The sequence below is a fragment of the Planctomycetota bacterium genome (genome assembly GCA_038746835.1).
Taxonomy (GTDB): domain Bacteria; phylum Planctomycetota; class Phycisphaerae; order Tepidisphaerales; family Tepidisphaeraceae; genus JBCDKH01.
This window is the reverse complement of sequence record JBCDKH010000111.1, coordinates 1-12,234: the sequence shown is the minus strand read 5'-3', so window position 1 is coordinate 12,234 and position 12,234 is coordinate 1. Positions and strand designations below refer to the sequence as shown.

Below are 12,234 nucleotides of genomic sequence, written 5' to 3'. Positions count from 1 at the left end.
CCCTTGGCAGCCGAGCGTGGACGATCGTGCACTGACGATCACGGCCCATGCGATTCTGCACGGGCGGCCTGTTCCCGCCTTTGATGACACGTCGTCGCTTGTGAGCAGCGTGATCGAACTCGCGACGCTGCTCGCCAATCCTGACGCGGACGCCGATGCCTTGGCAGAGACAGACGCGGAATTGACTGAGATTGCTCGCGTGCAGTCGATACCACTAGCGGCTGCGCTGGCAGGCGATGTCAAGGAGGCGGAGCGGCTCTCGGCTGACAACGCGCGTGGGTTGCTCGGGTTGTTCTGGGAGACGTACCGATTCGCTGACTATGCCGAGTTTCAAGTGCCGGAGCTGGAGAGTGACCTTGCACGCCAGCGCAATTGGCACGTCGCTCGATCGCTTCGCGCGATCCGTCGTGGAAACACCCGGATTCCACCGATCCCCTTCGAGCTTGGCATCGAGGCCGCCTTTGCGGCGACGGCGTTGCAGCCGGAGGCCGAACTCGCGACGTTGCTCACCGATGTACAGCGACTCGATCGGTCGTCTCTTGCTTGGCCGGTAGCGCTTGAAGGCGTCGGTGCCGCGATCGTAAGCCCGGCTCGCCTGCCGCTCGATGATCCCCGGGCAAGGCTGCGACTCGCGCAATATGCCGACACGTTCGACGCCCGGGGCAGGCAAGCCGCTTTGGCGGAGTCTCGCAATGCTGTGGCTTGGGCGTTGCTCCAGTCAGCCGAGCAGGCCAACTCGGAGATTGTCCAATTGACCGCCAGCAGCGCTGCCGTCTTTGCGACAGAGAGCGGTGAGTACGAAGAGGCGGTTCGGCTCAATGCGATCGCGCTTCTTCTTTCTGCCCGATCGGACGTGCGCGGCGCACTCGGTACTGGCGCTCATGTCACCTGGCCACGGTCGGACCCGATTGCAAGGGCGGTGTCGATCAGAGCAGCAATCCACTCGTCGCGTGCGCTCGCCAGCGACGGCGACGATGCTGCCGTCGAGCGGGAGCGACGTCGGGCGTTGTCGATCGCGCCGGTCGATACTTCATTCGTCATCGGCCGAGTCCGGCAACTCGACGCGGCTGGCCGTGAGACAGAGGCGACGACGCTGTTCGCAGAGGCGTTGGCGGAGTACCAGAAGCTGCTCGCAAACTTCGAATCGTCGCCCATGTTGGCGAATCAGGCTGCGTGGATGGCCTCGCGATCCGGCCGCCGACTCGATACTGCCGAGCGTTACGCGGGTCTTGCCACAGCCGGCGCGCCGGGAACGGCGGCGTACCTCGACACGCTTGCCGAGGTCTACGCCGCACAGGGCGACAACGAACGAGCGATGAAGACGATGCGCGCGACGCTCGCCGCGAGCAATCGGGAGGAGTTTGCCATCTTCGTCCATCGCCTTGCCATCATGCGTCGCGAGGCAAAGGAAAGGCAGGGCGACTGAAGTCGCCCTGCCTCTGCCTTGCAACAAGCTGTGACTCACCGTTGGCGACGCAGCATGCCAATCGCGGTGACGCCGAGCAGTCCTGCCGTCGTCGGCTCGGGGATGACGACGCTGAAGAGCGTGGTCGTTCCGCTGACCTCGTTCGTCACCGCCAACAGCGGCGAACCCGTCGGACTGTCGATGGCGTCGATGAAGACCAGACCCTCGGGACCGAGGTCGCCTGCAAGAGGGTTCGAGACATCGATCGTGTCAATAGGGTCATTCGGATCAGCGACCTCGAGCGACGCATCTTCCGCGAAGTCGCGGTTGTTCACGTAGTCGACGAACGACACCGCGTTGGGGTCGGTGATGTCGTAGACCATGATCCCGCCGACCCGCTCCAGGCCGATGAAGGCGTAGGTCCGGCCGTCGATGTCGCCCAGGACGACGCCTTCGGGTTCGGGGCCCTTGTCGTCGCTGCGGCTGTCGAACGAATCGTTGTCGTCGTTGTTGGCATTGAAGTTGGCCGGCAGCCCGGCTGCTAGCAGCCGCTCGAAGTCGTCGCCGGAGTCGAAGACGAGGTTGCCCGCATCGTCGAAGATGCTGAACGAGCGTGCACCGTAGCTGAAGATCTGATCGACATCGTCATCGCCGTCCAGATCGCCGGTCGCGCTGCTCGTTCGAAGGCGACCCAGGTTCTCGTCAAGCTGGAGCGTTGCCGCGTCCGGGTAAATGGCAGGGTCAAGGTTGAGGTCGTCGACGCGGACCTCTTCGCTGAAACCGTCGTAATCGCGGGCGTCGCCTTCGTTGGCGGTCACGATGAAGTTCATGCCGCCGACGCTGTAGCTGGCGATCGCGTCGGGCTGATAGAGGCCCGCGACATCGGCGGTGACGAAACTGATCGCCTCGTCGCCGCCAGGGCCGTCGCGGTTGCTCGGGTCGAAGCTGTTTTCCAGCAGCGAGTGATCCTTCGTGCCGTAGCTGGTGAGCGCGGTAACCGTGCTGGTGGCAATGTCGACGGTGGCGAAGGCGTTGTTCTCCTGCAAGCTGACGAATGCGGTCAAGCCGTCGGGTGAGATCGCGATGTACTCCGGCTCCAGGTCCTGAGCGGCAGAGGCACCGGGGCCGAAGATGCGGATGCCCTGGGCGTTGAGCGCCGCCTCCTGGCCGTTGAAGCTTGTGAAGTCGGCAGTCGTGACGTTCTGCGTTGCGACATCGATGATGCTGACGCTGCCCTCCGGGTCGGTCAGGTAGTCGTCGCTCGGTTCGCCTTCATTCGCGACAAGGATCTTCGATCCGTCGGGCGTGAACGTGAGCATGTCGGGCAGCGCGCCGACGCCAACCGTGCCAGTGAGGGCGAGGGTCGATGGATCGAAGAACGCCACAGTCCCGGGCAGCTGCGTGTCGTTCGAGTCTTCGAGTGCGACCACCGCCACGCCGTTCTTAACAGCAACGCTGTTCGGGCTGCCGTTGAACGAGATCTGCTGGATGAAGTTCAGCTGTCCTGTGGCAGAGACGCCCAGAACGTCCACGGCATCATCTGCGGCGTTGGTGACGAAAAGACGCTGCGTGACTGGGTCATAGGCCGGGATTTCGGCCGCAGAGTCGTCGAAGATGCCGGTCGCGTAGGTGTCCAGAGGCGTCAGCACCTGGGCCGAGGCGATCGCCGGGACAAGTGCCACCGCGGCGGCGATGACGGCTTTGGTTCGAAGTGTGTTAGTCGTCAGCATTCAGCTTCCCTCGTGGTTGGAGATGGGTGTGGACCAAAACGGCCGGAAGCATCGGCGAAGGTCCGTTAAGGTCGGATAAGCACCGTGTGTGCAATCTCAGATTGCGTCTTTCGGGCTGAAAGACCGATACGGATGGTGCTGATGTCTGCACCTGCCAAGCCCTCCAACTCGGACGACGCCACCCTCCGCGAAGTCGAGGCGGAGCAAGGCAAAGGCGACGCCTCGTCAGAGCGGCTCGCTCGAAGCGTCGCAAGCCTCGCCGTCGACGACCTGCCCGGCATGGCGGACGCGCACGCCGCGTTCGATGCGCTTCTCGAAGCGGCGAAAGAGCGCGGCCTGCTCGATGATCCCGCACATGCCGCCCTTGCCGGCGGGATCGAACAGGGCCGGGCTTCTCTGGAGAAGCTGATCCTCGCCGAGGTCGATGACGCGGCAACAGAAATCGAACGCGTCCGGCAAGTCGCCGAAAGCGTCGTCGCGCTGTTCGACGGTCGGGAACCCGACACCGACACCACCGAGGCCGAGTCCTCGTTGTCCGGCGTGACTGAGATCGGCGGAATCGTGACGAACGACGTCGAGGACGTCGCTGAACCTGTCGCTGCCGAACCCGCTCCGACGGAGCCTGAGCAGGCCGTCGAAGAGGTCGTCCTCAGCGAGGAGGATCTGCCGCTTGTCGTCGAATTCGTGACGGAAGCCTCAGGCCACCTCGATCAGGCGGAGCAGGACCTGCTCACGCTCGAGGAGAACCCGTCCGACAGCGACGCAATCGGCTCCCTCTTCAGGGCGTTCCACACGATCAAAGGCGTCGCCGGCTTCTTGAATCTGCAGCAGATTCAAGGCCTGGCGCACGCGACTGAAAACCTGCTCGATCAGGCCCGCGAAGGGAAGCTCGCCCTCAGCGGCGGAGCCACCGGCATTGTTCTGGAAGCGCTCGACCTGATGAAGGTGCTCGTTCGCGACCTCGATGCGGCTGCCAAGGCCGACGGAAAGGTCCTGCCCATCGACGACGTTCCACACCTCTGCCGACGACTCGATGCCTTCGTCGCTGGCGGCGGCGAATCGACGGAGATTCCCGAAGAGCGGTCCGGCAACGAACGGCGGCAGGCACAAGTTCCGTTCGATGGCCCCGAAAAGAGATCGGGCGAAGACCGACGAGAAGTCTCGACCAAGGCCGCAACCGGTGACGGCACGGTCAAGGTGGCGACGGACCGTCTCGACAGCCTGATCGACACGGTCGGCGAGCTCGTCATCGCCAACTCCATGGTCGGACGAGACATCGCGACGATCGCTGCGAGCGACGCACGCCTCGGCCGAAACTCGGCCCAGCTCGGCAAGATCGTCCGAGAGCTGCAGGACCTCTCGATGGGCCTGCGGATGGTGCCCGTCGGCAACGCGTTCCGGAAGATGGCACGCGTCGTCCGCGACGTCAGCCAAAAGGCCGGCAAGAAGGCCGAGCTCGTCATCGAAGGCGGCGATACCGAACTCGACCGCAACGTCGTCGATGCCCTGGGCGATCCGCTTGTCCACATGGTTCGCAACAGCGTCGACCACGGCCTGGAATCGCCGGAAGATCGGGAAAAAGCCGGCAAGAGTCCCGTCGGCAAGGTGACGCTCCGTGCCAGCCACAAAGGTGGTGCGATCAACATCGAAATCGCCGACGACGGCCGTGGACTCAACGCAGAGAAAATCCTGACCAAAGCCCGCGCCAACGGCGTCGTCGGCCCCGATGAGCAGCCCGCCGACGCCGACATCTATCGCCTCATCTTCCACGCTGGCCTGAGCACGGCGGAGAAGCTGACGGACATCTCCGGACGCGGCGTTGGGATGGACGTCGTCAAGCGAAACATCGAAAGCCTCCGCGGTCGCGTCGACATCACCAGCACGCCCGGCCAAGGCAGCGTCTTCACGATTCGCCTGCCGCTGACACTCGCGGTCATCGACGGCCTGGTCATTCGCGTCGGTCCGCCGGAGGGTGCTCCTGCGACGGCGACGGGCGAGCGGTACATCCTGCCGATCGGCAGCGTCGAACAGTCGTTGCGTCCGACGCCGGAGATGCTCAGCACGGTCCAGGATCGCGGCGAGATGCTGCACGTCCGCGGCGAGCTCTTGCCGCTGGTACGACTGCACAGTCTCTTCGGCGTCGAGCCGCGTTCCGCCGACCCGGACAAGGCCATCGTCGTCATCGTCCAAGACGCCGAACGCCGTTGCTGCCTGCTGGTCGACGACCTTCTCGGACAGGAGCAGGTGGTCATCAAGTCGCTGGGCTCACTCGGCGACCGAATTGGACCGATCAAGGGAGTAAGTGGTGGCGCGGTGCTGGGTGACGGCACCGTCTCGCTCATCCTCGACGTGCCGGGCCTGCTCGATCTGTCCGCCGGCTAACCGAAAACTCGACGCTTCACACCATGGACAACGACACCGCCGCTACGACTCCTGACACTGCTGCCTCGGCCGGTGGGAAGTATCTCACGTTTGCCCTGGGCAACGAGGGTTACGGCCTGGAGATTCTGATGGTCCGCGAGATCATCAAGTACATGGACATCACGCACGTGCCTCGCACGCCCGAGTACGTCCGAGGCGTCATCAACCTGCGCGGCCAGGTCATCAGCGTCGTCGATCTGCGGGCGAAGTTCAGCATGCCCTCTGCCGAAGCGACGGACGAGACGTGCATCATCGTCGTCGAGTGCGGCGGCAAGGACGGCCAGCCGAAGGTGACAACCGGAGTCATTGTGGATCGCGTCAGCGAGGTGCTCTCGATCGCCGACGAGCAGATCGAACCTGCCCCGCCGCTGGGTTCGGGTGTCCGCGGCGACTACATCCTCGGCATGGGCAAGGTCGGCCAGCAGGTCAAGATCCTGCTCGACATCGACCGCGTCCTCGACGGTGGCCTCGCCGCTGAAGCCGCGACGGGCGATCCCTTCGCCGAAGCGGCGTGACGATCGTGTGATCGAGTCACAATTCAGCCGCCCGCGACACCGGGCGCTTCTGTTTGATGAGCGCTCGCTGACGCGGGCGGCTTCGCAGTCGAACCTGCGGTCGAGATCTGACTGCAAGCCCACAAAGCAAACGCCCCGGCGCCGAAGCACCGGGGCGTTGTCTGTTGTCCGACGAGCAGTAGCTAGAGCAGCAACTGGAACTGACCGCGGATGGCGAGTTGCGGGTCGTCGCTCATGCCGTCGCGCTGGTAGCCGATGCCGCTGCCGGAGCCGAGTGCGGTCGGCGTGCCGTTGATGGCACAGGCGGCGTCGATGGTCATCTTCACGCTGTGACCGAACCAGTACTTGTTCACGCCCAGGACGGCCTCGTGGTAGAAGTCCTCACCGTTGACGTCGGCCTGATCGAAGATGATGAAGTCGTAACCGCCGAAGACTTCCCAGCCGGCGTCGGCGTCGAGGAGCTGGGACACCTTCACGATGCCACCGAAGTCGACACCATCGGAAGAGGTCGTGATGAGCGTGCCCGTGCCATCGTCACGGGTCATCTCGTCGTCGTTGTACGCGAGCAGACCCGCGATGAAGAAGGCGAATCCCTTGTCGCACTCGTAGCTGGCGTCTAGCGTTGCGAGGAACGAGTTGGTCGCGTCCCCGACGCCCATGAAGCCCTCGTTGATGTCGACGAACACACCGCCGCCAACGCGGGCGATCTTCTCCTCCGTGCCGAGTGCGGTGAAGTCTCGGAAAGGCTTGAAGCTGTCGCCCAGTAGCAGAACGTCGAACCGCGCGGCCACACCGAAGTCGAGGTCGTCGAAGTCGTCGGTGAAGTTCGTGTTGTCGGAGTTGAGTCCGTCGTTGACGTGGACGAAGGCCTTGAAGCGATCCTGCTCGTACCAGAGACCGGCCGACTGAATGAAGTCGGTCTGGCCGCCGCCGAGTACCTCGTTCACGATCGAGCGGTCGGCCCACAGTTGGCGCGTCGAGCTGGTGGATTCCTCGAAGAACGTCGGATCCTTGAACTGACCGATCTGGAAGCCGAGCCCTTCCGCACCGAACAGGCCTTCCTCTGGCTTGTACGTGATGAAGCCGTTTTCGAGGACGAGATCGTCGTCCGTGTCAGCGGCGTTGCGGTTGAAGGCGAACTTGACGTCGTACTTGAGGTCTTTGTCGAACGCGTTGCCCTTGATGCCGAGCTTCACACGTCGCAGCTCACCGCCGCCTTGGAAGTCTTGGGCAAAGCCGGTGTCGCCGATGGGCATCTGGTTGTCGGAGTCGAGTCCTTCGACGCTGTTGTAGTTGGCGACGTAACGCATCTGCAGCTGCAGGTTCGGCTGCAAGCTGAAGCGGCCGTCCTCGTCGCGAAGCGTGAACTTGCCGTCCTCGAAGCCGGTGAAGAACGGCGCCGCCTCATCGTTGAGGAACGTCGGCCGGCTGCTGCGACGCTCGGCGTCGTCGAGGACACGTTCGATCGCTTCGGCCTTGGATTCCTTGACCTCTTGGGTCTCGTTGGCCTGCTGTGCTTCTGCCTGGGCGATCAGTGCTTGAGCGCGCGCGAGCAGCTCCTCGGCGGACTGCTGCTCTTCCGCCGAAGCGGTCGCGGCAGTCAATCCGCCGCCGAGCACTGCTGCTGCCATCGCGGTCTGACCGGCAAGCCGGCGCGCGGATGACGAAGACGGCCCGGTGGCCGTCGTGTTGAGATGTGATTCCATGATTGGGTTCTCCTTAATCCGGCTCGGACGACGCGTGGTGCGTGCGTCACGAGACTTCGAGCCACGTCCCGGCCCGGCCACGCGTCCGTGCGTGTGCATCGAGAGTCGGGAATGCCTGGTCGAAGGTTTCAGTGGAAGTCGCTGGAGCAGCCGGGCGAGACCGACGGCGGACCGCCGGGTCACCCTGCTTGCTGACTGCTTCGGCGATTGAGACCGAAAGACGCCACTTTTTCTCGGACGCACGTCCGCGTCACCGCACGACACGCGATCCGCCCGGTCACGCCGCGCGCCGTCGTGGCTCGGCCATCCGATCGATGGCTTCGACGAGCGATCGCACAGCAGTCATGTCTGCCGGTTGCGAATCCAGCCGAGCGTCGAGCGCTGCCTCTGCAGAGGTCGCAAACGGGGCCAGTTCGGGATATCCGAACGAGCCCGCGGCACGCATCTGGTGCGCTGCGGACCGAGCCTTTGTCAAATCCTCGTGGGACGCACTTTCGAGCCCGCGCAGCAGTTGGGCCTTTTGATCGACGCAGCGTGCGAGGAAGGCCTGCTTCAGTTCTTCAAACCCGTCGTCCTCGTCTTCATCAACAGACGACACGACCGACTTCTTCGTATCGCCATGAGATGTCGGACAAGCTGCAATCGCACGAATCAGGTCGGCGCGTTTGGCCGGCTTTGCAAGCCGGGCGTCGAAGACTTCGCTCGTCGTGCCGTCATCCGAAACACGGTCCGCGGCCGCGGAGCAGAGGATCAGACCTGGGACGTTCGCGCCCATCGCTTCGCGAAGCTTGCCTGCCACCTCGACGCCAGAGAGATGCGGTAAGTGGTAGTCCAGAATGACCACGTCGAACGCCTCTGTCGTCCCAGTGACAGCCTCGACGGCGGCTTGCCCGTCTTCTGCTGTCTCAACGTGACAGCCTGCGCGTTCAAGTGTGCCTTTGAGCAGCGCACGGAGCTCGGGGTGGTCTTCGACGACCAGGACACGTCGACCGGACACGTCAACGCGTTCCTCCTCGAGCGGGTCATTTCCTGTCTCCACAACCGCTTCACAGACGGGCGAGTCGATGTGGACAGCGAAGCATGAGCCCTCTCCGAGTGTACTGGTCACGTCGATGTCACCGCCGAGGAGTTGGGCGAGGCGCTTGCTGATCGAAAGGCCGAGCCCCGATCCGCCGAACTGCGAGGCCGTGCTGCCGGTTCCGTCGTCGGCCTGCTCGAATCGCTGGAAGAGCCCTGCCAGGTGCTTCTCGTCAATTCCCTTGCCCGTGTCGGTCACGCTCGCGAGCAGTCGTTCGTTCTCCCAGTGCACATCGAGTCCGACGATGCCGTCGTCCGTGAACTTGACGGCGTTGCTGACCAGGTTGAAGAGGATCTGTCGAAGCCGCGTTGGGTCGGTCGTGATCGCATTCGGGACCGCCTCGGACACTCGGATGTCGAGGGTGACGCCCTTACTTTCGGCCCGACCCGAGAAGGCGGAACGCACGTCGTCGCAGATCTCGCGCACCTGGACCGACGACTTCGAGATCCCGAGCTCGCCCGCCTCGATGGCGGCGTTATCGAGGACGTCGTCGAGAAGGCCGAGCAAGTGCTGACCGTTTCGAGCGATGGCGGCGGCGACGTCGTTGAGCTTCGCGGCGTCAGCGCCCTGCTGCTTGATTCCGTCGGCATACGACAGAATCGCCGCCATCGGCGTGCGGATTTCGTGGCTGACGTCGGCGATCAGTCGGCTCTTGGCAGCGCTGGCATTCTCGGCCATGTGACGGAGGCGCTCCTCGCGATCGAGGAGGTCGGTCAGATCCTGGTGTGCGCCCGCGAACCGAATCGGCTTGCCGTCTCGATCCAGCGCCGCAGAGCCACGAGTGCGAATTCGACGCCAAGAGCCGTCGCGGTGTTGAAGACGCACGATCTCTTCGAACGGCGTTCCGTTCTGCAGGTGTGCTTCGACAGCGCCCATGACCCGGTCCACGTCGTCCGGGTGGCAGAGCTGATCTGTGAAGGTCTTGAGCGACGGCTCCAGCGGTGCATCCTCGTAACCCAGCTGACGGCTGTAGGCCTCGGAGAACCAGACCCGGCCGGTGACCATGTCCCAGTCCCAGATGCCGTCGGAGGTTCCGGTGACGGCAAGCTCGTAGCGAAGCTCCATCGCCTGTCGCTGCTGTTCCTTGGCGGCCGCGGCATGCTCTGCCTCTTCCTTTCGCGCGAGCGCCTGCTCAAGCGACGATTTGACCGCTTCCACGTGACGCCGAGCGCTTTGCTCGCTGATGGCCCAATTGTGTGCGAGCTGATTGGCGGCCGCCTGGGCGTTTTGGCCATCGCGAAGTCGTCGGACGGCGAGGCGACCGGAGACGACGCTGAGGCCGGTGAGCGCCAGAGCGGCCAGCAGTGCTGCCACAGCCGCTCGCTGGTTGCCTCGATCCACGACCTCGTTTGCTGAGGCCTCGGCCAAGCCGACAACAAGCTCCATTTTTGGCAGGAATGCGTCGGCAGCGTCGGAGACTTCAGCGCTGGCCTCGACTCGCGCGTCCAAATTACCCCACTCAAGCTCGATCTGCCGACGTGCAGCTGCGATCAGCTCTGTTCGCAGCCGCGGCACGTCGCTGACTGCGTCGGGACTCATCGCGCCGCGGTCCTGCAGCCAAAGGCACGCCGTTTCAAACTGCTGAACGAGATCGTCCACATGCGCGAGATGCTCTTCGAGCTTGGCCTCGTCGCCCGACCGTGCCGCTTCGGTGGCTTCGAGCGAGAAGCGTGCAATCTTCTGGCTCAGCATGCGTTGTCGGCCAGCGACGTTGACGACCTCCGCCCACGGATCAGCTGCGGCGAGGCCGTGGCGTGTCAGCAAGAGGCTTCCCAGCACACCAACCAGTGCGCATGCCAAGCCCAGCGCTTGCATCACGCGGAGCGACGTGATCGCCCGCTTCGATCGCCGGTCAGCCTCGCGTGTGGCGTCGGTGAAGCTTGTCGGGTCACTGGAAGCGACGGCGTCGATGGACGGGTCGTCACGGGAAACGGCTTGATCCATAGGTGCTGTACAGGTGCTTCAAGACGCACCTGCTCCACCGTCGCCATCGGCGTCTGTTGGGCGACACTCAAGACCGGCGACCGCGGAAGGTCGTGGTCGGACCGTCTTCACGCGCGAAACGTCTCGGGCGTCCAGCGACGAATGTGCGCGAACAAGCGCAGGCTCGTGCGTCGGCTGTCAAAGTTGTCGACCGCGTAGGCCCTGGCCGCGCGACCCATGCTTTGGCTTCGCGCAGGATCCGTCGCGAGCTGATCAAAGGCCTCTGCGAGGCCGTCGACGTCCTGCTGGTGGCAAAGGAAGCCGGTCTCTCCGTCGCGGATCATCTGTGGCGTTGCACCGATTCGGCTCGCGATGACCGGTAACCCGCACGCCATCGCCTCCATGACGCTGATCGGTCCCGCTTCGCCGAGGCCGACGCTCGGGAGGCAGAAGACGTCGTTGGCCAGCAGCTCCCGACGGACGTCGTCCTCGCCAAGAGCACCGGTCAAAACGACACGATCGGTGAGGTCGAGGCGTCGAATCTCCTGGCGGAGCTCGTCTCGAATCTTCCCGTCGCCGACGAGCGTGTAGCGGATATCACGGCCTGCCTCCACGAGCCGCTTCATCGCCCGAAGGGCAAAGCGGTGCCCTTTGTTGATGTTCAGCCGTGCGACGGTGATGACGCGGAGGCAGCCCTCCTCACTATCGTGATCGCTCGGTGCAAAACGGCTCGTGTCCACGCCCATCCAGTTCGGCAGCACGCGCTCGGTTGGATAGCCGAGGCTTTCGAGTTGCGGGACCAGGTGTGGGCCGTCGCAACCGACTGCTGTGCAGTGTTCGAGCTTGCGGCGGTGGTCCGTTCCGTAAACCGGAAGATCTCCGTGAAGCGTCAGCGAGTAGGTCGGTCCGCCGAACAGATGCGCGACCGCACACACGTGGGCGGCATCGGCAAAGCTGTGACAGTGGATGTGACGCACGTTTCGGTCCTGGCAAAACGTGACGAGATCGACAGCGCTCGAAAGGAGTGCGGTCACCCTTGCCTTCTGCTTGACCGAGCTTTCGTCGAGCGATCGCACGTAAGCGAGACCACGTGCAAGGTTGCGTGGCGATGCGAGCAGCCGCGTCGTCGACCCGACGCGCGGCGGCCAGATGTAGTGCGACTGGCTTCGTGCCTCTTGGGCAAAGTCGTGCCGACAAGCGTCGTCGGGCGGTTTCCGTGTGCTGATGAGATCGATGCTTGCCCCGGCCGACCGCAAGGCGACCACCTCCCGCCAGAAGAAGACGTGCGTCTGCGACGGGAACTCAGGCACCAGAATGCCGATCGCCGGCACGGCCGGTAACGCTTGCGCGACGTCGCCGTCAGTGTGGAGCGTGGGTGAGTTGGCAAACGCAATCGAACTCATGAAAGCAGTGTGGTTTCGAAGCGTGAAGCGCCCATCTCACACGTCGGACGTTT

7 protein-coding genes are annotated in these 12,234 nt (G+C 64.0%); 3 read left to right on the top strand and 4 right to left on the bottom strand.

Features of this window, described 5'->3' with window-relative positions; all coding sequences use genetic code 11:
• The coding region (locus tag AAGI46_11335; protein ID MEM1012798.1) for a hypothetical protein at positions 1-1,426 on the top strand (1,426 nt) is incomplete at its 5' end.
• A 35-nt stretch (positions 1,427-1,461) separates the two neighbouring features.
• Here the strand turns inward: AAGI46_11335 and AAGI46_11330 are convergent.
• On the bottom strand, positions 1,462-3,135 hold the full coding sequence (locus AAGI46_11330) for a choice-of-anchor I family protein (GenBank protein MEM1012797.1): 1,674 nt from the start codon (positions 3,133-3,135) through the stop codon (positions 1,462-1,464).
• A 141-nt stretch (positions 3,136-3,276) separates the two neighbouring features.
• Here AAGI46_11330 and AAGI46_11325 point away from each other — a divergent pair, with 141 nt between their 5' ends.
• Complete coding sequence (locus AAGI46_11325) at positions 3,277-5,517, top strand: chemotaxis protein CheA (protein ID MEM1012796.1); 2,241 nt, start codon at positions 3,277-3,279, stop codon at positions 5,515-5,517.
• Positions 5,518-5,540: 23 nt separating this feature from the next.
• Positions 5,541-6,071, top strand: coding sequence for a chemotaxis protein CheW (locus AAGI46_11320; protein ID MEM1012795.1), 531 nt, complete (start codon positions 5,541-5,543; stop codon positions 6,069-6,071).
• A gap of 182 nt (positions 6,072-6,253) precedes the next feature.
• Here the strand turns inward: AAGI46_11320 and AAGI46_11315 are convergent, their stop codons facing one another.
• The 3 genes from AAGI46_11315 to AAGI46_11305 form a co-directional block, all read right to left on the bottom strand.
• Positions 6,254-7,777, bottom strand: coding sequence for a porin (locus tag AAGI46_11315; protein MEM1012794.1), 1,524 nt, complete (start codon positions 7,775-7,777; stop codon positions 6,254-6,256).
• 277 nt (positions 7,778-8,054) lie between these two features.
• Positions 8,055-10,799, bottom strand: coding sequence for an ATP-binding protein (locus tag AAGI46_11310; protein MEM1012793.1), 2,745 nt, complete (start codon positions 10,797-10,799; stop codon positions 8,055-8,057).
• 107 nt (positions 10,800-10,906) lie between these two features.
• Complete coding sequence (locus tag AAGI46_11305) at positions 10,907-12,181, bottom strand: glycosyltransferase family 4 protein (protein MEM1012792.1); 1,275 nt, start codon at positions 12,179-12,181, stop codon at positions 10,907-10,909.
• Positions 12,182-12,234 lie beyond the last annotated feature (53 nt).